Origin of the sequence: Synechocystis sp. PCC 6803 substr. PCC-P (assembly GCF_000284455.1) — a bacterium.
Classification (GTDB): Bacteria; Cyanobacteriota; Cyanobacteriia; order Cyanobacteriales; family Microcystaceae; genus Synechocystis.
In genome coordinates this window covers 1,823,799-1,845,955 of sequence record NC_017039.1, presented here as the reverse complement: position 1 = coordinate 1,845,955, position 22,157 = coordinate 1,823,799, and the positions used below count along the sequence as shown (strand labels likewise).

At 48.6% G+C, this 22,157-nt stretch carries 25 protein-coding genes, 2 tRNA genes and 1 other RNA gene; 16 read left to right on the top strand and 12 right to left on the bottom strand.

The window, feature by feature from the left end:
* Positions 1–62 precede the first annotated feature (62 nt).
* The 7 genes from SYNPCCP_RS08785 (at position 63) to SYNPCCP_RS08755 (ending at position 7,669) form a co-directional block, all read left to right on the top strand.
* The gene (locus SYNPCCP_RS08785) at positions 63–1,133 is read left to right on the top strand and encodes a mannose-1-phosphate guanylyltransferase (RefSeq protein ID WP_014407111.1); all 1,071 of its coding nucleotides are present in this window, start codon (positions 63–65) and stop codon (positions 1,131–1,133) included.
* Between the two features lie 528 nt (positions 1,134–1,661).
* Positions 1,662–2,360, top strand: a complete 699-nt coding sequence (locus SYNPCCP_RS08780) for a Crp/Fnr family transcriptional regulator (RefSeq protein WP_010872882.1) — start codon at positions 1,662–1,664, stop codon at positions 2,358–2,360.
* A gap of 130 nt (positions 2,361–2,490) precedes the next feature.
* Complete coding sequence (locus tag SYNPCCP_RS08775) at positions 2,491–3,318, top strand: DUF2232 domain-containing protein (RefSeq protein WP_010872881.1); 828 nt, start codon at positions 2,491–2,493, stop codon at positions 3,316–3,318.
* Between the two features lie 75 nt (positions 3,319–3,393).
* The gene (locus SYNPCCP_RS08770) at positions 3,394–3,945 is read left to right on the top strand and encodes a hypothetical protein (protein WP_010872880.1); all 552 of its coding nucleotides are present in this window, start codon (positions 3,394–3,396) and stop codon (positions 3,943–3,945) included.
* A 126-nt stretch (positions 3,946–4,071) separates the two neighbouring features.
* Entirely contained in the window at positions 4,072–4,212 is a 141-nt protein-coding gene (locus tag SYNPCCP_RS17445; RefSeq protein ID WP_020862346.1) for a hypothetical protein, read from the top strand.
* Positions 4,213–4,237: 25 nt separating this feature from the next.
* Positions 4,238–5,872 (top strand): MFS transporter, encoded by a 1,635-nt coding sequence (locus SYNPCCP_RS08760; protein WP_010872879.1) that lies wholly within the window; start codon positions 4,238–4,240, stop codon positions 5,870–5,872.
* 564 nt (positions 5,873–6,436) lie between these two features.
* Positions 6,437–7,669: a bifunctional sterol desaturase/short chain dehydrogenase gene (locus SYNPCCP_RS08755; protein WP_010872878.1), complete on the top strand. Its 1,233-nt coding sequence runs from the start codon at positions 6,437–6,439 to the stop codon at positions 7,667–7,669.
* A gap of 6 nt (positions 7,670–7,675) precedes the next feature.
* Here the strand turns inward: SYNPCCP_RS08755 and SYNPCCP_RS08750 are convergent, their stop codons facing one another.
* On the bottom strand, positions 7,676–8,629 hold the full coding sequence (locus tag SYNPCCP_RS08750; protein WP_010872877.1) for a stage II sporulation protein M: 954 nt from the start codon (positions 8,627–8,629) through the stop codon (positions 7,676–7,678).
* 168 nt (positions 8,630–8,797) lie between these two features.
* On the opposite strand from SYNPCCP_RS08750, the gene SYNPCCP_RS08745 reads away from it, so the two are divergent.
* The 3 genes from SYNPCCP_RS08745 to SYNPCCP_RS08735 all read left to right on the top strand — a co-directional run bounded on the left by SYNPCCP_RS08745 (position 8,798) and on the right by SYNPCCP_RS08735 (position 11,417).
* On the top strand, positions 8,798–10,237 hold the full coding sequence (locus SYNPCCP_RS08745) for a glycosyltransferase family 2 protein (RefSeq protein WP_010872876.1): 1,440 nt from the start codon (positions 8,798–8,800) through the stop codon (positions 10,235–10,237).
* Positions 10,238–10,278: 41 nt separating this feature from the next.
* A complete protein-coding gene (locus SYNPCCP_RS08740; RefSeq protein ID WP_010872875.1) occupies positions 10,279–11,181 on the top strand; it encodes a DUF1838 domain-containing protein in 903 nt (300 codons plus the stop codon).
* A gap of 146 nt (positions 11,182–11,327) precedes the next feature.
* A tRNA-Ser gene (locus tag SYNPCCP_RS08735) sits at positions 11,328–11,417 on the top strand.
* 7 nt (positions 11,418–11,424) lie between these two features.
* Here the strand turns inward: SYNPCCP_RS08735 and pyrB are convergent.
* Positions 11,425–12,420, bottom strand: a complete 996-nt coding sequence (pyrB, locus tag SYNPCCP_RS08730; protein WP_010872874.1) for an aspartate carbamoyltransferase — start codon at positions 12,418–12,420, stop codon at positions 11,425–11,427.
* 208 nt (positions 12,421–12,628) lie between these two features.
* On the opposite strand from pyrB, the gene SYNPCCP_RS08725 reads away from it, so the two are divergent.
* Entirely contained in the window at positions 12,629–13,273 is a 645-nt protein-coding gene (locus tag SYNPCCP_RS08725; RefSeq protein ID WP_010872873.1) for a GUN4 domain-containing protein, read from the top strand.
* A 65-nt stretch (positions 13,274–13,338) separates the two neighbouring features.
* Positions 13,339–13,752, top strand: coding sequence for a hypothetical protein (locus SYNPCCP_RS08720; protein WP_010872872.1), 414 nt, complete (start codon positions 13,339–13,341; stop codon positions 13,750–13,752).
* A 6-nt stretch (positions 13,753–13,758) separates the two neighbouring features.
* On the opposite strand, the gene SYNPCCP_RS08715 is transcribed toward SYNPCCP_RS08720, so the two are convergent.
* From SYNPCCP_RS08715 to SYNPCCP_RS08710, 3 genes are all read right to left on the bottom strand, one after another.
* Entirely contained in the window at positions 13,759–14,568 is an 810-nt protein-coding gene (locus SYNPCCP_RS08715; RefSeq protein ID WP_010872871.1) for a C40 family peptidase, read from the bottom strand.
* A 29-nt stretch (positions 14,569–14,597) separates the two neighbouring features.
* Positions 14,598–14,694, bottom strand: an RNA gene (ffs, locus tag SYNPCCP_RS16585) — signal recognition particle sRNA small type.
* 146 nt (positions 14,695–14,840) lie between these two features.
* Positions 14,841–14,927 (bottom strand) — tRNA-Ser (locus SYNPCCP_RS08710).
* Between the two features lie 71 nt (positions 14,928–14,998).
* Here SYNPCCP_RS08710 and SYNPCCP_RS08705 point away from each other — a divergent pair.
* The 3 genes from SYNPCCP_RS08705 to SYNPCCP_RS08695 all read left to right on the top strand — a co-directional run bounded on the left by SYNPCCP_RS08705 (position 14,999) and on the right by SYNPCCP_RS08695 (position 17,375).
* On the top strand, positions 14,999–15,367 hold the full coding sequence (locus SYNPCCP_RS08705; RefSeq protein WP_010872870.1) for a 2Fe-2S iron-sulfur cluster-binding protein: 369 nt from the start codon (positions 14,999–15,001) through the stop codon (positions 15,365–15,367).
* A 69-nt stretch (positions 15,368–15,436) separates the two neighbouring features.
* Positions 15,437–16,300, top strand: coding sequence for an inositol monophosphatase family protein (locus SYNPCCP_RS08700; RefSeq protein WP_010872869.1), 864 nt, complete (start codon positions 15,437–15,439; stop codon positions 16,298–16,300).
* Between the two features lie 130 nt (positions 16,301–16,430).
* Positions 16,431–17,375 carry a J domain-containing protein gene (locus SYNPCCP_RS08695; protein WP_010872868.1) on the top strand — a complete coding sequence of 315 codons (945 nt, stop codon included), beginning with the start codon at positions 16,431–16,433 and terminating at the stop codon, positions 17,373–17,375.
* Positions 17,376–17,436: 61 nt separating this feature from the next.
* Here the strand turns inward: SYNPCCP_RS08695 and SYNPCCP_RS08690 are convergent, their stop codons facing one another.
* The 7 genes from SYNPCCP_RS08690 to SYNPCCP_RS08665 all read right to left on the bottom strand — a co-directional run bounded on the left by SYNPCCP_RS08690 (position 17,437) and on the right by SYNPCCP_RS08665 (position 21,328).
* Positions 17,437–17,931, bottom strand: a complete 495-nt coding sequence (locus tag SYNPCCP_RS08690) for a protein jag (RefSeq protein WP_010872867.1) — start codon at positions 17,929–17,931, stop codon at positions 17,437–17,439.
* 89 nt (positions 17,932–18,020) lie between these two features.
* Positions 18,021–19,175, bottom strand: a complete 1,155-nt coding sequence (gene yidC / locus SYNPCCP_RS08685; RefSeq protein ID WP_010872866.1) for a membrane protein insertase YidC — start codon at positions 19,173–19,175, stop codon at positions 18,021–18,023.
* A gap of 100 nt (positions 19,176–19,275) precedes the next feature.
* Positions 19,276–19,671, bottom strand: a complete 396-nt coding sequence (locus SYNPCCP_RS08680) for a PH domain-containing protein (protein WP_010872865.1) — start codon at positions 19,669–19,671, stop codon at positions 19,276–19,278.
* A complete protein-coding gene (gene rnpA, locus SYNPCCP_RS08675; RefSeq protein ID WP_010872864.1) occupies positions 19,643–20,017 on the bottom strand; it encodes a ribonuclease P protein component in 375 nt (124 codons plus the stop codon). Before rnpA ends, SYNPCCP_RS08680 begins: the two co-directional genes overlap by 29 nt.
* 9 nt (positions 20,018–20,026) lie before the next feature.
* Positions 20,027–20,164, bottom strand: coding sequence for a 50S ribosomal protein L34 (rpmH, locus tag SYNPCCP_RS16870; protein ID WP_010872863.1), 138 nt, complete (start codon positions 20,162–20,164; stop codon positions 20,027–20,029).
* 55 nt (positions 20,165–20,219) lie between these two features.
* Positions 20,220–20,669 carry an EVE domain-containing protein gene (locus SYNPCCP_RS08670; RefSeq protein ID WP_010872862.1) on the bottom strand — a complete coding sequence of 150 codons (450 nt, stop codon included), beginning with the start codon at positions 20,667–20,669 and terminating at the stop codon, positions 20,220–20,222.
* 32 nt (positions 20,670–20,701) lie between these two features.
* Positions 20,702–21,328, bottom strand: coding sequence for a precorrin-8X methylmutase (locus SYNPCCP_RS08665; RefSeq protein ID WP_014407110.1), 627 nt, complete (start codon positions 21,326–21,328; stop codon positions 20,702–20,704).
* A gap of 131 nt (positions 21,329–21,459) precedes the next feature.
* Between SYNPCCP_RS08665 and SYNPCCP_RS08660 the strand changes: the two genes are divergently transcribed.
* Positions 21,460–21,975 carry a ComEA family DNA-binding protein gene (locus SYNPCCP_RS08660; RefSeq protein WP_010872860.1) on the top strand — a complete coding sequence of 172 codons (516 nt, stop codon included), beginning with the start codon at positions 21,460–21,462 and terminating at the stop codon, positions 21,973–21,975.
* The last annotated feature ends 182 nt before the right edge of the window (positions 21,976–22,157 follow it).

The window sequence follows — 22,157 nt, the reverse complement described above, 5'->3', positions numbered from 1 at the left end:
CTGGGATTCCTGTCGTTGTATCCTAGGCGGTGGAAATCCCTGGCCAGTCAATTTTGCCCCCTATGAATACATCATCCCCCGTTTTCATTCCCGTAATTCTTGCCGGTGGTAAAGGAGAAAGATTTTGGCCCCTAAGCCGTAGGCAACGACCTAAACAATTTTTGTCCCTGGATGGTTCCGGGGTTAGTCTATTGCAGGCCACAGCCCAACGTCTACTATCCTTGGCTGGGGACTGGGAAAATTTGTGGGTGATTACGGCGGCCCCCATTGCAGAAGGTGTTTTCGAGCAATTGCCTTCATTGCCCAAGGAAAATTGCCTAGTGGAGCCAGAGGGAAAAGATACGGCCCCTGCGGTGGCCTGGGCTAGCCTAGAAATCGCCCAACAGTATGGAGACGATGCCATTATTGGTTTTTTTCCCGCTGACCACTGGATTAAAGACCAATGCGCCTACGAGCAAACTTTGAAAGCGGCGATCGCCTATGCCCAGGAACAGGACGCCATTGTCACCCTTGGGATTAAACCCCATGGCCCCGCTACTGGTTATGGCTACATCGAGCAGGGCACATTGGAACGGGAAATAGATGGTTTACCGGTGTATCAAGTGACCCGCTTTACCGAAAAGCCCGACCGAGCCACGGCCCAAACCTTTGTGGACAGCGGTAAGTTTAGTTGGAATAGTGGCATGTTCATTTTCCGAGCCGGGGTGGTACTAAGGGAATTAGACCGGCACGCCCCCGAATTATTAGCTACTTTAAGGGCTAAGGGAGCAGCCGGTTACCCAGCTTTAGAAAAGAAAAGCATTGACTATGTATTGATGGAAAAAACCCAATTAGCCGCCGTTCTACCGGCCAATTTTGGTTGGGATGATTTGGGGGATTGGAATGCCTTGGAGCGACTTTTTCCCGAAACAGAAGCCAATGTGGATTTGGCTAACCATGTCAACTTGCATAGCCGGGGCTGTATTGTTTACGCCAGTGATGAGAACCAGATAATTGCCACCATTGGCTTGAAAGACGTGGTAATTGTGCGGGAAGGCAATGTCACCCTGGTGGTGCCCAAAGACCATACCCAGGACATCAAGGATTTGCTTAAACAACTACAATCTCAACCGGAGTACGAAAATTTGCTGTAGAATAAGCGGCCATAAAAAATTGATTTTATAAAAAATCTGGGTACCGCTAACAAATCAAAAGTTATTGATATCGGCAGCACACAATTTTTTAGTTTCTTCTGTAGAAAATCCTAAAGAATTAGACTGTGATAAATGTCTTTCAATAAATTACTGTCAACTACCCGTTAGAATATCTATCTTCCCTTCTCTAACAAGCGATCATTCTGCTCGATGTGATTCTAATTTGGGGGGATTTAGTTGAGGAAAAAAATTCCCAAGCTTGGAACCCACAGGCTATTGCCAGTGGCATTGTTTGTGCCATTTTGATTTGGTTTGCCCACTCGGTTCATGGTAACAAGTCTTAATCCAATCCAGAAATGCTCCCTAGCAAGTGAAAAAACTCACTTTCTCTGGAGTGGGGCACAACCAATTTAAGGTTTACTTATAGGGAATTCAAACCCAGGTAAACAAGATGTTTCAACCATTGTTTGCCAGAATTAAAAGACCGAGCCATCCTAGGGAGGCTATCAATGTTTAGGGAGGAGGGTTATGGGCACTAGTCCCCAAAATTCAGAGTTTACTGAGCGTTTAAGCCAAGAAATACCTTTTTTTGAGGGATTAAGGCTGGAAGTATTGCAAGAGGCCATTGCCCATGTTTCCGTTCGCAGTCATCCCGCCAACCAAGTTATTCTCCTCGAACATGACTGGGGCGGCTCAGTTTATTTCGTCATGGATGGCTGGGTCAAAATTCGCACCCATAATGTGGATGGTCGGGAAGTAACCCTCAACATTGTCGGCCGGGGAGAGATTGTCGGGGAAATGGCGGCGATCGAAGAGGCTCCCCGCTCCACCGACGTCATCACCCTTACCCCGGCGGAAGTGTGCAGTGTACCAGCTCCGGAATTTTACAATTTTCTCCAAACAGAGCCCATGGCGGGCATTCGTTTAGCCCAGATCATTGCTCGCCGTCTGCGGCAACTTAACCGTCGTTTGCGGCTGAGGGAAGCAGAAAGTTTAACCCGGGTGGCGGATACCCTGCTATTTTTGGCGGAAGGTCGGGGCCGAGATACGGACAAAGGGGTAATTATTCCCAATTTGCCCCACCGAGAATTGAGTAGTATTAGTGGGTTAGCCAGGGAAACTGTCACCCGTTGCCTAACTAAACTGGAAAAACGGGGCTTAATCCATCGAGAGCCGGATTTTATCAGTGTGGCCAATCTCAGGGATTTAGAAGATCTAATTTCCTGAACATAGAAAATATTGCCCTGGCACCATTGCCGATCGCCGAAACATAGTATGTCACACTAGGTGGGTTGGGCTTGTTGCCACAGAATCCCGTGTTAGATGGGTTCAAAGTTATAACTGAAAAACTTTTTCCATGACTTTTTCTGCTGACCGATCGCCGAATACCGGAATTAAAGCTGAGATTACCAATTCTGTTAGTGATCCCAAGGAGACTACGGCGGATATGGTCGATGTGAATAGTATGGATGAAGACAATTGGGTGGATGCGGGGGACGGAGAAACAGAGGAAAGCAAAGCACTACAGGAATTACCCTTGAGCCGTCAACAGCCGGTGTTGAAATCTCCCCAGACCCTGGCCATGGTGGAAAGCGCCTTTCTCGCTAGCATGGTCAGCATTATTTGGCTGATTAATTATTATTTTCCCATTGGCCCCCTATTAAGGATCCTGTTTCCCATTCCCCTGGCTCTGGTTTATCTGCGTTGGCGATCGCCGGCCGCCATTAAGGGCATGATTGCCGCCGGGTTGCTACTTTCTGTGTTGATGGGCCCCACCCGGAGTGTGGTCTTTGTCATTCCCTATGGGCTCATGAGTTTGCAGTTGGGATTCTGCTGGGTGAGAAATGCATCCTGGGGCTTTTCCATTTTTACCGGTGCACTAATCGGTACCTTTGGCTTTTTCTTTCGCTTTTGGCTATTTTCCTTTCTGTTGGGGGAAAACCTTTGGCAATATGTCATGGGACAGATCACCAATTTGCTTGACTGGCTATTTTTACAATTCAATATTTTGGCTCAGCCAGACGTGCTACTAGTACAATTCTTGGCAGTAGGTATGGTTTTCCTCAACAGTCTGATTTATATGCTGGCAGTGCATTTAACAGCGCTCTTGATTTTGGATCGTTTGGGTAATCCCATTCCCCGGCCTCCCCAATGGCTAAAAGTGATTTTAGATTACGATTATTAGACTTGGTAAATTAATGGGAAACGGCAAATTATCCCCGTGATAGGATAAATGCCAACGTTTTTGTGATCCACTACTATGGGCCTGCTATTTCTGAAACTAATGGGCCATGCCCTCGGTAGTATCGTTATGTACTGGGGTTTACTGCTTCTGCTGATTGCTCCCTGGGTATTGGCATTGCTATTAGTTGTACTCATCAATGGAGTGTGGAATCAAATCACAGGAAAGAATGAAGAATGGCAATGGTTTGGCAATTGGACAAGTGCCATTGTCGATGTGATTAATTCACTCAAATTTCAATGGATCGGCTGGATTCCAGGAATTATAATCCAAGTTTGGTACGCTGGTTACGCCGCAAACTTAGTACATAATTCGACTTTAGACAAAACGGACATCTATGTCATCGCCTTGCAATTGATGGGGAGCGCAGGGGTGATTTTTGCAGCATTGGTTTTCTACTGGCTTTATTGCCTAGTGGTGGAAGTCAATCTAGGCAAATGGATTTACATTTTAGTGGGGGGAATTTCCTTGACGGCATATTTTGTCTTTCTACAATTCCCCCAGGTTGCTGAGACTTTGGGTCAAAGATGGCAACAAATATTTGATTCCCTGCTTTGGGCCATGGTGTGAGTGATGCCATCAAAACCTGACTAAAAAGTGTCCGTGGGAACAGGTTAAGCTCCAGACAAGACAGTAAACTAAGACCATGGAAGTCCGTCTAACCTTTGCAATGTAGTCTTTTGGAGAGTCGGTTTTATGTCAGACCTGAACCGTGGCATCATGAAATTCGACGGGGCAGATAAGCCCTTCCTCGTCGCTGTTTCGGCAATGTTAATCCTGGGGGGCATTGGTGCCCTGATTATCTGGGCCCTACGGGTAGCCTACGCTGTGGGCTAGGAACTTACCGCCATCATCAAACTTAATGAGCCAATCCCTTTCCGCCGAAAAACTTCACTTCACCACTAAATTGGCCTATGGAGCAGGGGACTTTGGCCCGGCTATAACTGCCAACATTTTGGTGTTTTACCTGCTGTTTTTCCTCACCGATGTGGCGGGAATACCGGCGGCCCTGGCGGGTAGTGTGTTGATGATTGGCAAAATTTTTGATGCCATCAATGACCCGATCATTGGCTTGTTAAGTGATCGCACCCGCAGTCGATGGGGCCGGCGTTTGCCTTGGATGTTGGGAGGAATGATTCCCTTCGCTCTTTTTTACACTGCCCAGTGGTTAATTCCCCATTTCAGCGACGATCGCCTGACTAATCAATGGGGATTGTTTATTTACTATGTGGCGATCGCCATGGCATTTAATTTGTGTTACACCACGGTTAATTTGCCCTACACGGCCCTAACACCGGAGCTGACCCAGAACTACAATGAGCGCACTAGGCTAAATAGTTTTCGTTTTGCTTTTTCCATTGGCGGCAGTATTCTTTCCCTCATTCTCTACATCCTCATCGCCGCCGGTTTGCCCGATCGCCCCCAGCAGCAGTTTGGTGAATTGGGAGTAATGATTTCCGTGCTCTCCATCTCGGCTCTACTGTGGAGTGCGTTAAGGCTACAAGAAAAGGGTAAAGAACCAATCCTTTCGCCCAGTCTACGCCGACGTTTAGCGCCTCTGTTAATGGCCGCCGGCATTACCCTAATCTTATTGGCGATCGCCAAAAGTTTTAACTTGTTGGGGGGCAGCGGTTTTGATTACATCAGCTTTTTCCTCATTCTACTGGGGTTAATTTGGGGTGGATTTGGTTTTACACTGCGGGACAGCGCTGTAGAAGAACATCTACAAAAGCTTGAAAATTCCCCCAGTCCCGGAGTTACAGAAAATTTGCCTCTGCTGAAACAACTCAAAATTGCCTTCAGTAACCGGGCTTTTCTATTTGTCATTGGTATTTACCTCTGTTCCTGGTTGGCCGTCCAATTGACCGCATCAATTCTGGTTTATTTCGTGGTTAGTTGGATGGGCTTAAATGAGCAACAATCCGGCACCATTGCCCTAGCTGTCCAGGGCACCGCCCTCGTGATGCTATTTGTTTGGCAAGCTTTGGCTCAGTTTTTAGATAAAAAAGTGATCTATTTTCTCGGCTCCATGGTGTGGATGGGGGCAGAAGCTGGGCTTTGGTTAGTGCAACCAGGACAGGTTGCTTTACTGTACACCCTAGCTATTTTTGCTGGAGTGGGAGTGTCCGTAGCCTATTTAATTCCCTGGTCTATGATTCCCGATGTGGTGGATCTAGACGAATTAAACACCGGCAAACGCAGAGAAGGATTTTTCTACGCCTTTATGGTGCTATTGCAAAAAGTAGGTTTAGCCCTTGGCTTATTTTTGGTGGGGCTAACTCTGGAAGCGTCCGGCTTTATTGCCCGCATTCCTGGGGAACCAATTCCCATTCAACCGGACAGTGCTCTCTGGGCCATTCGTTTTGCCGTTGCTCCCCTGCCAGCTTTCTTTTTACTGGGCGGATTGATACTAGCTATTTTCTATCCCATAACCAGGGCAGTTCATACCGACATTCGTCAACAATTACAAGCTCGGCAGCAAAATAACCATATTTGATCTTTCCGCCATTGAGCATTGAGTAGTATAGGTCAGGATCAGCGCTGCGGATAAAGCGTATCAAGTAAAAATTGAAGGCCCCGTTGCATAAATCACCTGGGCTGAAGAAATGATTTGGTGACGGCGTAACTAGTTAAGACTAGTGTGGATGCTCTCACGGGTAATCAGGTCAATGTCTCGATCAAAAGTGTTTTTAAGCTCTGTCTTCATTTGGTCTAAAGTTCGGAAGTGCTATTTCGCCCCGACTTTGGTCTTTTTTGGGCATTCACTACATAGATGACACTACCAAATCATGCAAGGATTAAAAATTAATATCCAAACTACTGACAATCTTCTCAAGAAAGCACAGTCAGGAAAATTGGCTACCGTAGAAATAGACGAAAGTAGCGGAATTTTAAAGTATAGGTTTCACATATAAAATAGATGTAGTTCATGTCAAACCCAACAAAAGTACTGCACATGTTGTTTTTTTTGAAAAATATCTGAGCAAATGGATCTGCCCGGACCGTAAACCGTTACCATCGATAGAACAAAACTTAACATACCAGTAAAAATTTTTAACGTATGGCAATGGCTTGGTTAATGGGGTTGGGTTTGGCCCTGGCTTCGGTGCTGTGGGTGGAACTGGTGCGGGACTGCTACCATGCCCTGGCCCATGTGTGGTCGCCCCTTTATCGTCTCCATGGTTGGCACCATCGGGTGTTTCGGTCGGATTTGTCGGTGGTGAGTACGGAAATTTATCAAAAGGCCCACTGGTACAATGATGTACCGGAAGCATTGGTAATGTTAGCTTTTGGTATTTGGCCCCCGCTGTTGACTTGGATGTGGCAGGGTTTCAGTCAGTGGCCTCTAATCCTGGCCGCTAGCGCTGGAATGGTCTACACCCTAGGTTTTTTACTATCGGCGATCGCCAGGGGAGTGGGGTTGCCCAATGCAGACGAAATTACGGATTTAACCCATCGCCCCGGGCCATTTTTAACACCACCGGCCCCGTGGATGGTGAACCGGACTTATCATTGGCGGCATCATTTTGACGATCCTAATGCTTACTTCTGTGGAACTTTAACTTTGGTGGATAAAATGTTGGGCACCGCTTTGTCCCTAAAAGGTAAAAAAATTGCAGTGACCGGAGCTTCCGGTGGTTTTGGCCAAGCCCTGTTGCAGGAACTCCATCAACAAGGAGCTAAGGCGATCGCCATTACGTCCTGTGGTCAGGAAGTAACTGTTATCGGAGCAGAGAAAACTATTCCCATCAGAACCGAACAATGGTGCATTGGCCAGGAAGATCAACTGAAGGATTTACTGGCGGAAATTGATGTTTTAGTTATCAACCATGGGGTAAACGTCCACCAAAGGCGCGATGGCCAGGCAATTCAGGAAGCCTATGAAGTCAACACTTTTTCTGCCCTACGGCTGATGGAATTATTCCTAGCCACGGTGAAAACTAACCGCCACATCGCCACCAAGGAAATTTGGGTCAATACCTCTGAAGCGGAGGTGAACCCGGCCTTTAGTCCTTTGTATGAACTGAGCAAGCGGGCGTTGGGAGATGTAGTTACCTTGAAGCGCTTGGATTCCCCCTGTGTGATCCGTAAGCTGATTTTAGGACCGTTCAAAAGCAAACTTAATCCGGTGGGGATTATGAGTGCAGCCTGGGTGGCTCGGCAAGTGGTGAAGGGGGTAAAACGGGATAGCCGCAATATCATCGTCACCATCAACCCGATCACATTTATTGCTTTTCCTGTCAAGGAATTTTTTGTCTCCCTTTACTTCCGTTGCTTCACCAAAAAGTCCTAGTTGGTGTTACGGCCTTTGCCGGGATGCATAGCTGAGTAAAAGCAAAAAGAATGCCGTTCCCAAAAGATATTTCAAACCATCGGGAATCCAAGGGGCCGGGGAAATAAACCCTTCAATAATGCCCGCAACGATCAGCAGGGGCACAATGCCAAATACCAATTGAGCGGCGGCGATCGCCTGTTGTTTGATGGCGTAACTTCGACGGTAGGGCCCTGGCCAAACAATGCCCTTAGCAATGAGTAATCCCGCTGCCCCTGCCAGAAAAATTGCCGGTAATTCCAGGGAACCGTGGGGAAAAACAAAGCCCCAAAAGGGAATGGCTAAATTATGTTGGGCTACCAATGTTCCCACCGCCCCCAGCAGTAAACCGTTGTAAAACAGAGCGTAAATAGTCCATAGTCCCACCACCACTCCTCCGGCCACCATGCCAAAGGCCACAGAGAGATTGTTGATCATAATGCCACTGGCCGCCACCGGCTTCATCGTTAAAATTGACCCCATCCAGAGCTGGCCTTCGTCCCGAACAGTGCTGATTAAATCCCCTGGCACCACCAATTCTAGAAAAGCGGGATCCCGCCAGCTATACCACCAGGCAATGGCACTGGCGAAGCAAAAAATACCAAAGGCCGCCATGGTGTAAATCCCCGTTTGTCGCAACACTAACGGCAACTGCCACAGGTAAAATTCTTTTACTTTGCCCCATTCCTGTCGGCGATCGCCTTGGTAAATCTGGCTGTAGGCCCTAGTGATTAAAGCTTGTAAGTTTTGCCTCAGGCGGGGATTGAGATTATGGGTTTGGGCTCGGGCCAGGTCGGCGGAAGTAGCCCGGTATAAACTAGCCAACTGTTGAATGTCCTCCGTGGCCAGGAACTTGATCCCCTTGGTTTCCATACGGGTCAAAATTTGGTCCAGAGTCTGCCAATCTTGGTCACGGCGGGCAATCCAGCGACGAAAATCCATGGGAGAAAACCTAACAAATAAACTATTTTGGCACCTAAGTTCCAGCCCTCGACCCCTAAGTGAACGGCAAGGATTTTCCCTGGATAGATGCCACTCCCCGAAAATATCGCAAGCAATCGCTAGAATGGAGGGCAATGTCTAGTTTTCCTGACCACATCCTAGGTACCTATGCCCCAATTTCCGTGGAAAGATAACGATGCCGAGCTGTCCCCCTTAGAAGCCTTCCTAGCCGAATGGGATGATCCCGAAGCGGAGGAGGAGGATTTTCGCAACGATTTCTTCCGGGGATCGGAGGGGCGGCGCAAAAAAGCAGCGGTAATGCTTATGGCCATTTGGACAGTCGTCATCACTCTCCATTACTGGGTTTGGGGCAGTTGGCTGGTGTGGGCCCTCACCGGTGCCCTCTCTTTGCAGGCTCTCAGGTTAATGAAAGCAACCCCAGAAGAAGCCCCCCCCCTGCTTACTGGAGATGCATCCACGGTGCCCTATCCCCAGGTTTGTTTAATGGTGGCCGCCAAAAATGAAGAGGCGGTAATTGGCAAAATTGTGCAGCAGTTATGCTCTTTGGACTATCCCGGCGATCGCCATGAAGTTTGGATTGTGGACGATAACAGCACTGACCGGACTCCGGCCATCTTGGACCAACTACGTCAGCAGTATCCCCAGTTAAAAGTAGTAAGGAGAGGCGCGGGGGCCAGTGGCGGTAAATCAGGGGCTTTAAATGAAGTGTTAGCCCAAACCCAAGGGGACATCGTTGGCGTATTTGATGCCGATGCCAATGTGCCCAAAGATTTACTGCGGCGGGTGGTGCCCTATTTTGCTTCACCGACTTTTGGGGCTCTACAAGTACGCAAAGCGATCGCCAACGAAGCTGTCAATTTTTGGACCAGGGGCCAGGGGGCGGAAATGGCCCTAGATGCCTATTTTCAACAGCAGAGAATCGTTACCGGCGGCATTGGAGAACTGCGGGGTAATGGTCAATTTGTGGCCCGCCAAGCCCTAGATGCGGTGGGCGGCTGGAATGAGCAGACCATCACCGATGATTTAGACTTAACCATTCGCTTACATCTCCACCAGTGGAAAGTGGGTATTTTAGTCAATCCCCCGGTGGAAGAAGAGGGAGTCACCACGGCGATCGCCCTTTGGCACCAACGTAATCGCTGGGCGGAAGGCGGCTACCAACGATACCTCGACTATTGGCGCTGGATTTGCACCCAACCCATGGGCTGGAAGAAAAAGTTGGATTTGTTTTCCTTTCTATTAATGCAATATCTTTTACCCACCGCCGCTGTACCGGATTTACTCATGGCCCTGTGGCAAAGACGTTTTCCCCTGCTCACTCCCCTCAGTTATCTGGCGATCGGTTTTTCCTGTTGGGGCATGTACTACGGACTAAAGCGCTTAACTCCCAGCGAAGGCGAATCTCCTTGGCAACAAATGCCGGCCCTACTAGCTCGCACCATCGGTGGCACCATTTATATGTTCCACTGGCTGATCATTATGCCCGCCGTCACCGCCCGCATGGCTTTTCGCCCCAAACGACTCAAGTGGGTGAAAACGGTCCACGGTGCTGCTACGGAGGATGCCCTTGAGCTGAAACAAAGTTAAGAACCAAGCGTTAATTATTAATTGTTATTGAGGCACAAACTATGGCATTAACCATGCCACGATTTTTTTCTGCTTTCCTTTCCCCCTTATCCGTAGTGCTTCTGGTGGCTGGTATGGGATTCCCTGCTGTCCAAGCTTTGGAACTGGGTGAACCAGAAGGTCAACTGCAAGCCCTCCGGAAGGTTTTCTGCTCGACGGAAGATGGTCAACCGATAATCTACTGGTGGGAAGGTAAAACCTATAGTCGGATTCCAGGAGAGCCAGACCGTTTGCTTTTTCTGGTGGAGGGCATGAATATCCGCCAATGTGGCCCCCTGGCAGATGGCCATGATGACGAAGATTTTCGCATGGTGAGCCGGGAGATTTTACTCTACAAAGATCCCGTTACCGGAGAAGTGTTACGTCAGTGGGAAAATCCCTGGACTGGCAAAACAGTCGAAGTCTTTCATGTGGCCAACGATCCGGTGAATTTTAGCTATCGCTTAAAGGACAATGACGGCAGTCCGATCGCCAGGGAACTTACGGTGTTAGGAAACCAATGGTGGATGAACGTAACCGTGCCCCTGTTTTACCCCAATCCCTTGGGAGGGAAATTTCAGCGCTATGTGGGGGGAACCTATCACGCCACGGAGATGTTCAACTTCTTTGGTGATGTCGACGCTTTGACGGATCCCCAGGGGACCTCAGCCCCGGCCTCCGTTGGTTGGGCTAGGCTTTCCAACTGGTTACCTTGGATGGAAATGGGCGATCGAGTTGGGTTGTTATACTTCAACACCGCTGGGCGTAAATTAGCCAGCTTCGATGATTTGTCGGCAGTAATGCAGAAGGAAATTACCACTAACTTTCCCGAGTACGTTGAACCGCCACCCTTATCTGACCAGCGTCCCAACGAAACCAGTTGGAGTTCATTCCGGCAACTCTTAGAAAGTGGTAAAAATCAGTAACTGGGAACTACTTTGGTATTCAACGTTGGATTTTTTAACACCAACGTCAAGTCTCCGAATTATCCTCCGCATCAAAGGGAGTAGAAATTGCCGGTTGAAAAAGGCGGAAGACGTCATTGTTTGCTATGATATGGAACTGTCAGTCTGGAGAGATGGCTGAGCGGTTGAAAGCGGCTCCCTGCTAAGGAGTTATGGGGTTTATAGCTCCATCGAGGGTTCGAATCCCTCTCTCTCCGTTTACTCCTATTCCTGAACAGTGCCTAGCAAATAAAGTAGAGCCATGCGGATGGCTACTCCACTGGTTACTTGGTCTTGGATCAAGCTAATGTCCGGGTCATCCATCAGTTCGGAGCTAATTTCTACCCCCCGATTCACCGGCCCCGGATGCAGCACTTTTACCCCTGGTTGACACACCTTTAGGCGATCGTGGGTAATGCCGAAATAATGGTGGTATTCCCGCAAACTGGGTAAAAGATGGGCTGTCATCCGTTCTTTTTGCAACCGCAAAGTCATAACTATATCCGCCCCTTCCAAGGCTGGCTGCAACTGCCAATGACAATGGAGTTTACCCGATCCCGGCGCTAGGGTTAATTGTTGAAATTCCTTTGGTAACAGGGTGGGAGGCCCCGCTAAATGCACGTCAGCCCCGGCGGTAGTTAGACTCCACAGATTAGAACGCGCCACCCGGGAATGTAAAATGTCTCCTACCACCGCGATCTTCTTTCCCTGGAGGCATTGAATGGCAGGATTGTCCGGCGCAAATTGGGAGCAGATAGTAAATAAATCCAGTAATCCTTGGGAAGGATGCTCATGTTGCCCATCCCCCGCATTGAGTACCTTGACTCCGGTTTGGAGCCGGTCCATTTGGGAAGCAATGAAATGGGGCACCCCGGCCTGTTGGTGGCGGATAACAAAAATGTCAGACCCCATGGCAAGGTAAGTTTTGGCGGTGTCCAAAATAGTCTCTCCCTTGGTAAGGGAAGAAGTACCAGGGGAAAAATTCATCACATCAGCGGAAAGGCGCTTGGCCGCTAACTCAAAGCTGCTGCGGGTGCGGGTAGATGGCTCAAAAAAAAGATTGGTGACTACTTGTCCCTGGAGGGCAGGTACTTTTTTTGTTTGTCCACTCAGTACTTGCTGGAATGTGGTGGCGGTCTGTAGCACAATGTCTAATTCTTCGCCCCGCCAATCGGTTAGGTCTAAAATGTGGTTTCGAGTCCAACTGGCCACCATGGTCATTGCCTTAGATTGCCTTAGATTGCCTTAGATAGATATGGGGCAGGCGGTAGTCCCCAGGGATCCATATTGGGGGCGATCGCCAGTTAATGCAAGTCTTTTCCTCGCTACACTAGGGAGGAACGTTCCCATGTATTTAGCTAAAAGTCCGTGGTATTCTGAAATGCGCCAACGGTGTTTAGCTTTTGCCCTAATTTGACTGCCTTTGACTATGACCACCGCAACCCATTTGCTGAAACTTGCCGCGACAGTTCTATTAGGAAGCTTGGTGACAACGGCCCCATTAGTTAGGGCCCAGTTCACAGCCCCGGCTCCCCAGAATAATACTTCCACCCCGATCCCCAAGGTGGAACTAAATTTCCAGCCCTTGGAAACGGCCTTAGCATCCCAGCAGTTTAGTCAGGCCAATGAAATTACCCGCCGCCTGCTGTTGGCCGCTACCAATCGGACACTCCAGGGTTGGTTGACCACCGACACTATTGAGCAAATTCCCTGCCAGGATCTGAAAACCATTGATCAGTTATGGTTACAACATTCCAACAATCGTTTTGGCTTCACTCCCCAATTGGAAGCGTTTTTGGCCACGGGGAATCGCCCCGGTAGATTAATGTCACCGGAGTCCTACGACCAATTTGGTGATCGCATTGGCTGGCGTAAAGAGAACCAGTGGGTCATTTTCAAGAAAAATTTGGACTTCACCCTTAACGCCCCGGCGGGCCATCTACCTAGCCCCAGGGATGAGTACCAAATTAATGGTGGGCGCTTAGAATACACTGCCCTCATGGGTCGTTTCCAAGTCTGTCAATCGGGACAAGTACCCACTGCTCCAGTGCGCTTTACCCCCTTTGGCTCCTAGAAAAAAAGCCTCTGCCGAAGAGTCTTGAGCAATTAATTAAAAAGGTAACAGTAACAGGTAAGCCCATGGCCAATTTAGAAACCTATGTGCGGATGGCGGAGGATGAACTGACGGAATACAGCAGTGAGGCCCGCAAAATAGAAAAAATTCGTCGCAAGATGGCTTTATCTCTCAACTACAAACAACAGCAGGAGTTAAAAGCTGAGGTGCTAGAAATTATGCCCCAGGGATTTTTGCCTCGGTTAGTGGAAGATAATCGTCAAACGGCTGCCCTACCTTTTTGGGGTATTGCAGGCTTGGGCTTATTATTTGGTATTTCCCTGCAACAACCGTTGGACTTTCTGGCTCCGGCGATCGCCTTACCCATAGCGGTCAAAATTCAACAGTGGGGCTGGAAATTACAGGCTAAAAGGTTACTTCTGAAAACCATTGATGAATTGGAACAGAGAATCAAAAATCCAGAACAGTCTGCCGGATGAATTATTTTATTTAAGCAAGCTGGCATCAACGGCAATGCTCGTGCTAGCGAGCTCATCTTCAACCGGATTAAAACTTTTTATAACCCGGCCACAGAACCACCATTTTTGAAAATATTTATGGCTAATGGGATCCGTTAAATCGGTGAGGGAATCGATGCCAATACCGTTGCGGCCATGGGTTTTGCCAGAACTGTGGATATATTTTCCTTCCCCCAGATACATTCCCACATGATCCACCCGTTGATTGCCAAAAAAAATTAAATCCCCCGGTAAAAATTCCTTGGCGATCGCCTCCACCATTACTTGGTTTAATTCTCCCGATCGCCGTTGGGGCCTCACATCAACTACTTGCTGACAAAAGGCGGCCTGTTGATAGGAATCCCTGGGTAGCCAAATACCTTGACTAGCAAAAGCGGCTTGCATTAAACCGGAACAGTCGTAGTTGGGGCCGATATTACCTCCCCAAAGATAGTAATTTTCCCTTTGCTTCGCTTCCAGCAAATAGTCAATTACCTGGGAAATTCGCTGTTCAATTTCGGCTCTGGTTACTGTCACTGGTTGATAAGCATGAACGGCCGGGGTCAAATTTTGTAAATCGTCCTCCGCTAGCCAACCTTGGTAACGGTCTTCCGCCTGTTCCACCAACACTGCTGACCGTTCAATCTTCTCTGTTAGGCGCAAATATCGTCCCTGTTTTGCTTGGGTAGCTAATTCCTGGTGATCGCTACTGTCGTAAAAATTTAAATCCTGTTGGCAAATGAATTGGCCTGTGGGAGATACCGGCAACATCGACTGAAACTTATTTCCACTCGCCATAAACTCCTCTATTTTCCTCCAGAAAAGCCGGAAGCCCGGAGTTCACGCCTACCACAAGCATCCCTTATTGCTGCTACCTTCCGGTCCTGACAAGATTTGGGCGTTGTAATCGCATGAGTCCGAGCCATTTCTAACCTATCACACTTTCCGTCGCCTTGCTCTCATATTCCGACCTACCCACTGCCCAAGCCCTGGAACGATAAAACCAGACAAGGTAGCGGCATTTCAACTGCATTTCCCTATCTGGTCTTAGTTGTCACTATTGTTCTCAACGGAGAGGGAGGGATTCGAACCCTCGTTGAAGTTACCCCCAAACAGCATTTCCAGTGCTGCGCCTTCAACCGCTCGGCCACCTCTCCAATTTGGTCACAAGAAATGATTATACAATAGTGGAAGACACAAACCTAATTTGGATTCAAACCAGCCCATAATGTCCCGTTCCCACCGAGTTCTGATCCACGATCGCCAAAACGAAAAAGACTACAGCGTGATTGTCTCCGACGACCGTTACATTCTCCACCAGGCGGAAGACCAAGGTTTTGAGTTACCGTTTTCCTGTCGTAATGGGGCCTGTACGGCCTGTGCGGTGCGGGTTATTTCTGGGCAAATCCATCAACCGGAGGCCATGGGACTATCCCCGGACCTACAACGGCAAGGTTATGCTCTTCTCTGTGTTAGTTATGCCCAATCGGATTTGGAAGTGGAAACCCAAGATGAGGACGAGGTTTATGAGTTACAGTTTGGCCGCTACTTTGGGGCTGGTCGGGTGCGATTAGGTTTGCCTTTAGATGAGGACTAGGTAGGCTACAACTACAACCTGATTTTCCTAGTTGCAACCTTTCGTTTGGCCAAATTGAGAATTTTTGTAATGACTTCTGCCCAAAAACCCGTTTTTTCCCCATCTGATCTACAAACTTGGTTAGAAATTGCAACGGAGGCGGTGCTGGCGGCGGGGGCGGAAATTTTTTCCCTCTGGGGTAAGGTGCAACAGATACAGGAAAAAGGCCGGGCCGGAGATTTGGTTACGGAAGCCGATCGCCAAGCGGAAGCGATTATTTTGGAAATCATTAAACGCCGTTGCCCAGACCATGCCATTTTGGCCGAAGAATCAGGGCAGTTAGGACAGGTTGACAATCCTTTTTGTTGGGCCATTGATCCCCTCGATGGCACCACCAACTTTGCCCATAGCTATCCTGTGTCCTGTGTTTCCATTGGATTACTGATCCAAGACATTCCCACAGTGGGCGTAGTTTACAATCCCTTTCGCCAGGAATTATTTCGGGCTGCCACCAGTTTAGGAGCCACATTAAATCGCCGGCCCATCCAAGTATCCACCACCGCCAGCTTGGATAAAAGTTTACTGGTGACGGGTTTTGCCTACGACCGAGTGAAAACTTTAGATAACAACTATCCAGAATTTTGCTATCTCACCCATCTCACCCAAGGGGTACGGCGCAGTGGCTCAGCGGCGATCGATCTCATCGATGTGGCCTGCGGTCGTTTGGACGGCTATTGGGAAAGGGGGATTAATCCCTGGGATATGGCCGCTGGCATTGTCATTGTGCGGGAAGCAGGGGGAATAGTTTCCGCCTATGATTGTTCTCCTCTGGATCTAAGCACTGGGCGCATTCTGGCCACCAATGGGAAAATTCACCAGGAACTGAGCCAAGCCCTGGCGGCAACTCCCCAATGGTTCCAGCAGTACGCCGCCGCTAGAGCACAAAAAATTTGATTGCTTTGGTGCTCAAGAGAAATTAGGGGTCAAGCTTTGGTGAACGTTTCTAACAATTTGAGAGTATTTTTCTCTTTCTGAGGAATAATGGAGTAGAAAGGGATAGAAATGCCCCCCTCCCGTAATTTTTATGAGCTCGTTTCCCATCAAGCAAGGACTGTTTAATTATGACGTAGTTGACCACCACGCCATTCTTGGCTGTCCTCTGGATGCGACTCCCGAAGAAATTCGTAAAAGTTATCTCAAGATTGCTTTCCAACTACACCCCGACACATCAAAAGCTACCAACGAAGAAGAGCAAGCCTTAGCAGCAAAACTTTTCTCCAAGTTTGTTAACCCGGCCTATGAAGTTTTAAGCCGAGAGAACGACCGTAAAGAACACTTGCTTATCATCCAGCAGACAGTGAGCAACTTAGCTAGCATAGGGCAACCGAGCTTTAGCAGTGCAGAGTCCCAGAAACTCCAGGGAGCAAAGCAAAATTTGGAATTGGTTTACCGCAAGGTGGTCACCCCCCTGAGCAAAGGGCTTTACGAAGACTTTAAAACGGTTTTTCGCAAGATTGCCCAAGTGAGCGAATACAATCTGATTTTTTTGATGGTGAAAGGGGAAAATGCTTCTGCCCGCCCTGTGTTCCAAACTATTGCGTCTTCAAAAGAAACGGTTCCTCCCGTGGTTTCAGGACGATCGCCCCAGGGCCCAACCCCAACCCCTCCCATCAATAATCCCCCGGCGGAAGAACTTTCTCCCTTTGAAAAGAGTTTACGGCGAGCCCAGGAAAACTTTGATCGTCGGCAATATGAGAAGGCCATTGCCGAATTGAAATCTGCCCTGAAAACCGACCCCAAAAATGCCCAGGCTCATTGTTTATTGGGCATGGCCTATCTAAAGAACAACATGATGACCATGGCCAAGGTTCACATTGGCTCAGCAGTGAAGTTAGACCCCAATGACCCTAAAGTGATGGCGGCGAAAAAAGAATTGGCCAAGCACACTAGTTCCGGCAGTAGTCAGGAGGGAGCCAAGTCCAGCCAAGGGGGATTTTTGGGCGGGTTATTCGGGGGCAAAAAGAAATAACCCAACCAATTAACATCAGGTAAGTAGTGGGAAGTTCAGAATGTTTTAAGGTTCCTCAGCCCTAACGTCGAGGGCGAATCACTAAGCGGCGGTGGGGCTCATAGCCCTGGCTTTCTGTTTCCAAATCCTGGGAATCTTCAAAAAAGCTATGGACCTGACGGCGATCGGCCGCAGTCATATCCTCCATCTCCACTGGCTCAAGGGTTTCCCGTACCCGTTGGGCTGCCATTTCCGATAAAGAAATCAACTCCGACTGGCGACGAGACCTAAATTCTGCCAACTCCACCGTGATGGGCGTAAAGTTTATGCCACCGTCGGCCACGGCAGGACGTAGAGAAGCATTGAGTAAATACTGAATGGCATCTAAAGCCAAACCGTTCTCCGCTAGCAACCGCTCAATCTGGCTTGAGGATAGATTTTTTTCCTCAATGACTAACCAAGGGCCCATCACCAAAGTATTTTCTTTATCCTCTGCTACGGTGACAGTACTGGGAAAACCCATTAGAGTGAGAAGTTCTTCGAGCCAATTCTGGGCTTGGGTAACTATTTTTTCCATCGTCAATATTCAGGTCTCAATTTAACTTCCGCAATCACAATAAAGCCTCCATCTCTACTGAGAAAGGTGAAGACTTATGGTTTAAAAATTTACGAGGTTTTTTCCTTCTTTTTACTGCTTTTCTTTTCAAAGGGTAGGGACTCCCGGCCTTGGGTGGCTTTTTGTTGTTCATCTAACAACTTTTGCAGGTTTTCCGGTAACGGCTCTCGCATCAGAATGAGGGTCTGTATTGTCTGGAAGACGTTGGCCATGACAATGTACATCAAAACCCCGGCCGGCAAAGGGAAGAACAGGAACATGCCGCTAAACAAAATAGGGGTAATTTTGTTGATGGTCTGTTGCTGTTGGGCTTGAGCGTTGGGTGCACCTCCCCCGGAGGCACCGGACAATTCTTGGTTGAGATAAATGCTGAAGCCAAAGAAGACAATCATGCCAAGGATGTCCCAGTTGATCTCACCGTTTTCGCCAGTTACTCCCACTTGCCCCAGGGCCTTGATGAAGAGAAAGCCGGTGCGGGCCGCAATGCCGGGGATAGTTACTTGGACGGTAGCATCCCCCGGTACTAGGGCTTCAATGGTGCCGTCGGGATTAACGCTAATGCGGTCTTCACCTTTGGTGACACTATAGGTAGGGGTTAAAATTTGGCTATTTTTTTCGGGGATTACTTGGTTAAAAGCTTTGCCTTCGGTGCTCTGAATTTCCAACTGGGTTTTCTCCCCGACTCCAAGCATTTTGCCACCGGGCAGGAAAACAGCAATGGGATAATGGAGGGCTTCGTCTACGTAGATATTTTGGGGTTTCGTGGAGAAAGTTTGGGGAACAATGCGCTCTACCTGTTCCTGGGGTAATATTTGCAGGTCAACGGTGTAATTAATATCGGAAAAGGGAGATCCCCGCAGGGTGGCAAATAGGGCAAACAGGATGGGCATTTGCAGCAACAGGGGTAGGCATCCGGCCAGGGGATTACCAAATTCCTTCATGACCTTGGCCATTTCTTCTTGCTGTTTGGCTGGGTCGTCCTTGTAGCGTTTTTGGATTTCTTCTTGGCGCTCTTTCATCAGGGGCTGGGTGATTCGCATTTTTCTCATGTTGCGAATCTGGCCGGCACTGAGGGGATAAAGCCCTAAACGAATTACTAGTGTGAGGGCAATAATAGCAAAACCATAACTGTGTACAATCCCGAAGAAAAAATCCAGGATTGGCAGCATGATATTTGTCGAAATAAAACCGATACCAAAATCCATTGCTAACAAGCTCTCTAGATAAATATTGCCAAGGTTGCCGGGAAGACTGGGGGGCTCAATGGCTCCAGTGCTTGATTAATATCATTAATTACTGTTGTTTCTACTGCTGGGTGATAGCTTCTAAGGGGCGACCGGTTTTGTCGGCGACCCGTTCGGCCATATAGTCATAGACTTCCCGAAAGTTAGGCATGGCCCGCAGCTCTAGCCGAGAACGGTCATTGAGGGTGACAACTATATCCCCCCAGAGGCCTATCCCCCTAGGCATTTTAATCATTTTCGCCACTTCGCCATAGACGATGTCGGTGCGGTCTTTACCCATCCAACCGCCGGTGACAGAAATACGGCGATCAGTAATTTTGTAACGAAGCCAGATGGCCCGGACGATCGCCCCAACGGTCAAAGGGAGAAAGATGACGGTGAACCCCAATAAAATATTGACGATCAAGTCCCCGATGTGGGGGCCGCCCTCATAATAAGTGGTTTCTCGAATGCCCATGGTCAATAATCCCAGCTTGGCTAAATAACTGCTCTAATTCTCGCAAAAAACGTTCATAATTGCACCCAATGCCCTGGGGCAAGACAATAATCACCACATCAAAACCCGGCTTGATTTGGGGCTGAAAATGGTTAATGACGGCGCGAATTTGACGTTTTAGACGATTTCTAACCGTGGCTTTTTTACTAACTTTTTGGCTGACGGTGATGCCAAAACGGCTATGGTCGGCCTGGCGATCGCCTAGAACCCGCATTAGTAAATTGCTGTGACGATGTCGCTTTCCTTGCTGATAAACGGTCTGGAAATCTTGCCAGTGTTTTAAGCGCAGTGTTTTGGGTAGTCCCACGGAAGGAAACTATACAGCCAAGCGATGACGACCTTTGCTCCGGCGGGCCTGGATAACTTTCCGGCCGTTATGGGTACGCATTCTGGCCCGGAAACCGGAAGTACGTTTTTGTTTGCGGTTGGTTCCGCCGAGGGTTCGTTGAGTCATGACCCGTTACTCCACAAAAAAAGACACAGTCTCCAATTGTATCATTGCTCATGGATTAAGCTAACTCTAAAATTCGATTGGCGATCGCCGGGGAGACGGGTAACACCGACAGGCGGTTCCCTTTTTTAAGGACTCCTAATTCCTCCGGACTAAACTGGGCTTTGAGGGTGGACAAAGTAATCATCTGGGCAAATTCCCTGGTAAAACTGGCTTTAACGGTGAACCAACGGGGCTTCTCCAGAGTAGCCTTGGGGTCAAAGTATGGGCTAGCAGGGTCAAACTGCGTGGGGTCCACCACTTGCTCGGCAGTAATGGTCATTAGCCCGACAATGCCCGGTGGCTTGCAGTTGGAATGGTAAAAAAAAGCTTGATCTCCCACAGCCATGGTTTGTAAAAAGTTGCGGGCTTGATAATTTCTCACCCCATCCCAGAGGGTCTCTCCTTCCGCTTTGAGATGGTGAATGCCATAGGTGACGGGTTCGGACTTCATCAGCCAAAAAGCCATAATTAAATCTGGTTTGAAAAGGTTGGAAGTGACTAATTTAGGTGGGCCCTTTGTTCATAGGCTTGCCAAGCTAAATCCACTAGGGCAGTAATGATGGCCACGGCCACCTCTGTCCCCCCTTTTCTTCCCTGGACTATGATGTGGGGTATGTTAGCTTTTTGCAAATTTAATTCCACGTCTTGGCGATCGCCAAAATTAGTGGCGGTGGCAATGACCAGGGCCGGCTGGATGCGTTGGGCTTCTACTAACTCCATCAGGGCATCTAAGGCGGTTTGGGCGTGACCAATTACGAAAATCCCATCTGGGTAACGGTGGGCCAAGTTCAATATGCCCCAGGCTTCCTCTGTTCTTTCCTTTTGGGGCCTGGTAATGCTTTGGGTAGCACAATAAACAGGGTTGGCAAAGGTCTTTTGCAAAGTGGGGACAATGCCTACCTGTACCATGGGCACGTCCACAAGAATGGTGGTGCGGGATGCTAAAGCGGCGGCCCCCACCGTCAGTACCCGGGCGGAAAAATGCAGTAGGTTGAGGTACTCAAAATCCCCCGTGGCGTAGATAACTCGCCGCAGAATCTCATACTGAGCAGGGCTATGGCCATGGTCCCCGATTTCATAGTCGATGGTGGCTAGGTTTTGGGCGTCGCTAATATGCCAATTCATTATGCTTGTGCCATTGCAGGGGGTGAAATGCCTCCATACCATCTTCCCCTATTTCTACAATCCCAGATGGTTGGGGGGCGGGGATTTTTCCCCACTAAAATTGTATTTGTTCCCTTTCCTTCCCCTTGGCCATGGTCAATTTTCGTCGCCGGGCTCTCCAACGTCGTCTGCAAAATGATCCCTACTACCGTTTTCAATCTTGGCAAGAATTGGCGATCGCCGGGGAATTGGGCCTCAGGATTGAAGTTAACCAAGCCACAGTGGATGAATGGCTGCGTTTGCCTGGGTTATCTATTCACCAGGCCCGACAACTAAAAGAATTGAGCACCATGGGGGTGCAATTTCTAGCCCTGGAAGATTTGGCCGCTGCCCTCAATGTCCCAGTGCAACAAATTAAGCCTTGGGAACCCATACTTTCCTTTACCTATGCCGATCCGGATAGCCTACTGGCACCACCAAAAATTCCGGTTAACCAAGCCGACCTTAACCAATTACTTACCGTGCCCCATCTATCTCCGGCGATCGCCACTGCGTTGTTGCAAGAAAGGGAGATTGGGGGAGACTACCGCAACCTAGGGGATTTACAAAAGCGTTTAGGATTGCCAGTGGCATTGATTACCCAACTGATCCACTATCTACAATTCTAAAAAGTGCTAAAACCACTCTCAAGCCGGCCGAGAGTTCGGGCTGACCAACCCCACTAAAGCTAGGAAAAAATCCATTACCTAGCCCTTGGACTATATTGGACTAGGGAATCGATCCAAGTTAGTTAATCCATCCATCCTTTTCCCAACTGTTGGCGGTTTTATGTCTGCCATTGTTATAGACT

Coding starts and splice junctions, on each gene's coding strand:
- SYNPCCP_RS08705 (WP_010872870.1), top strand. CDS start 14,999: ATGTCCCGTTCCCACCGAGTTCTGATCCACGATCGCCAAAACGAAAAA.
- pyrB (WP_010872874.1), bottom strand. CDS start 12,420: ATGACCATGGTGGCCAGTTGGACTCGAAACCACATTTTAGACCTAACC.
- SYNPCCP_RS08760 (WP_010872879.1), top strand. CDS start 4,238: ATGAGCCAATCCCTTTCCGCCGAAAAACTTCACTTCACCACTAAATTG.
- rpmH (WP_010872863.1), bottom strand. CDS start 20,164: ATGACTCAACGAACCCTCGGCGGAACCAACCGCAAACAAAAACGTACT.
- SYNPCCP_RS08755 (WP_010872878.1), top strand. CDS start 6,437: ATGGCAATGGCTTGGTTAATGGGGTTGGGTTTGGCCCTGGCTTCGGTG.
- SYNPCCP_RS08770 (WP_010872880.1), top strand. CDS start 3,394: ATGGGCCTGCTATTTCTGAAACTAATGGGCCATGCCCTCGGTAGTATC.
- SYNPCCP_RS08785 (WP_014407111.1), top strand. CDS start 63: ATGAATACATCATCCCCCGTTTTCATTCCCGTAATTCTTGCCGGTGGT.
- SYNPCCP_RS08695 (WP_010872868.1), top strand. CDS start 16,431: ATGAGCTCGTTTCCCATCAAGCAAGGACTGTTTAATTATGACGTAGTT.
- SYNPCCP_RS08745 (WP_010872876.1), top strand. CDS start 8,798: ATGCCCCAATTTCCGTGGAAAGATAACGATGCCGAGCTGTCCCCCTTA.
- SYNPCCP_RS08690 (WP_010872867.1), bottom strand. CDS start 17,931: ATGGAAAAAATAGTTACCCAAGCCCAGAATTGGCTCGAAGAACTTCTC.
- SYNPCCP_RS08715 (WP_010872871.1), bottom strand. CDS start 14,568: ATGGCGAGTGGAAATAAGTTTCAGTCGATGTTGCCGGTATCTCCCACA.
- SYNPCCP_RS08680 (WP_010872865.1), bottom strand. CDS start 19,671: ATGGGCATTCGAGAAACCACTTATTATGAGGGCGGCCCCCACATCGGG.
- SYNPCCP_RS08670 (WP_010872862.1), bottom strand. CDS start 20,669: ATGGCTTTTTGGCTGATGAAGTCCGAACCCGTCACCTATGGCATTCAC.
- SYNPCCP_RS08750 (WP_010872877.1), bottom strand. CDS start 8,629: ATGGATTTTCGTCGCTGGATTGCCCGCCGTGACCAAGATTGGCAGACT.
- SYNPCCP_RS08660 (WP_010872860.1), top strand. CDS start 21,460: ATGGTCAATTTTCGTCGCCGGGCTCTCCAACGTCGTCTGCAAAATGAT.
- SYNPCCP_RS08740 (WP_010872875.1), top strand. CDS start 10,279: ATGGCATTAACCATGCCACGATTTTTTTCTGCTTTCCTTTCCCCCTTA.
- yidC (WP_010872866.1), bottom strand. CDS start 19,175: ATGGATTTTGGTATCGGTTTTATTTCGACAAATATCATGCTGCCAATC.
- SYNPCCP_RS08720 (WP_010872872.1), top strand. CDS start 13,339: ATGGCCAATTTAGAAACCTATGTGCGGATGGCGGAGGATGAACTGACG.
- SYNPCCP_RS17445 (WP_020862346.1), top strand. CDS start 4,072: ATGTCAGACCTGAACCGTGGCATCATGAAATTCGACGGGGCAGATAAG.
- SYNPCCP_RS08780 (WP_010872882.1), top strand. CDS start 1,662: ATGGGCACTAGTCCCCAAAATTCAGAGTTTACTGAGCGTTTAAGCCAA.
- SYNPCCP_RS08665 (WP_014407110.1), bottom strand. CDS start 21,328: ATGAATTGGCATATTAGCGACGCCCAAAACCTAGCCACCATCGACTAT.
- SYNPCCP_RS08725 (WP_010872873.1), top strand. CDS start 12,629: ATGACCACCGCAACCCATTTGCTGAAACTTGCCGCGACAGTTCTATTA.
- SYNPCCP_RS08700 (WP_010872869.1), top strand. CDS start 15,437: ATGACTTCTGCCCAAAAACCCGTTTTTTCCCCATCTGATCTACAAACT.
- SYNPCCP_RS08775 (WP_010872881.1), top strand. CDS start 2,491: ATGACTTTTTCTGCTGACCGATCGCCGAATACCGGAATTAAAGCTGAG.